1 protein-coding gene is annotated in these 770 nt (G+C 65.7%); it reads right to left on the bottom strand.

The window, feature by feature from the left end:
* On the bottom strand, positions 1-743 hold a 743-nt coding region (locus ACSNN9_RS28530), incomplete at its 3' end, for a condensation domain-containing protein (protein WP_436676399.1).
* Between the last annotated feature and the right edge of the window lie 27 nt (positions 744-770).

Genomic DNA, 770 nt, shown 5'->3' with positions numbered 1-770 from the left:
CCCGTCACCCGATGCAACGCCGCCGTGAACCCCGCCACCAACACCATGAACAACGTCGCACCCTCACGACCCGCCAACCCCACCAACCGCGACGCCAACCCCACCGGCACCACAAACCGCCGCGTCACCCCCCGACCACTCAACACCGCCGGCCGCACCCGATCACCCGGCAGATCCACCAACGACACACCCACCAACCGCGACCGCCAATACCCCACCAACCGCTGCACCACATCCCCCACCAACCACCCCCGCTGCCACACCGCAAAATCCCCGTACTGCACCACCAACCCCGCCAACGGCGACCCACCACCCGAACGAAACGCCCCGTACAACGCCACCACCTCACGCGCCAAAACCCCAGACGACCACCCATCCGACACAATGTGATGAACCGTCAACAACAACACATGATCATCAACACCCAACCGCACCAACAAACCCCGCACCAACGGACCCCGCGCCAAATCCATCGGCTCACACGCCTCCCGCGCCGACACCACCCCCGCCGCACCCACCACATCCACCTCCCCCGACACATCCACCACCGGCAACACAAAACCCCCCACCGGCGCCACCCGCACCACCAACCGCCCACCCACCACCACAAACCGCGACCTCAACACCTCATGCCGCGCCACCACCTCACCCAACGCCCGCTCCAACGACCCCACACACAACCCACCCCGAAACCGCAACGCATGCGGAATGTTGTAAGCCGCCGACCCACCCAACTGATCCACCAACCACAACCGCTCCTGCGCGAACGA

The sequence above is a fragment of the Micromonospora sp. URMC 107 genome (assembly GCF_051386315.1).
In the GTDB taxonomy this organism is placed as follows: Bacteria; Actinomycetota; Actinomycetes; order Mycobacteriales; family Micromonosporaceae; genus Micromonospora.
The sequence above is the reverse complement of the archived record's forward strand: the minus strand, read 5'-3'. Positions and strand labels throughout refer to the sequence as shown.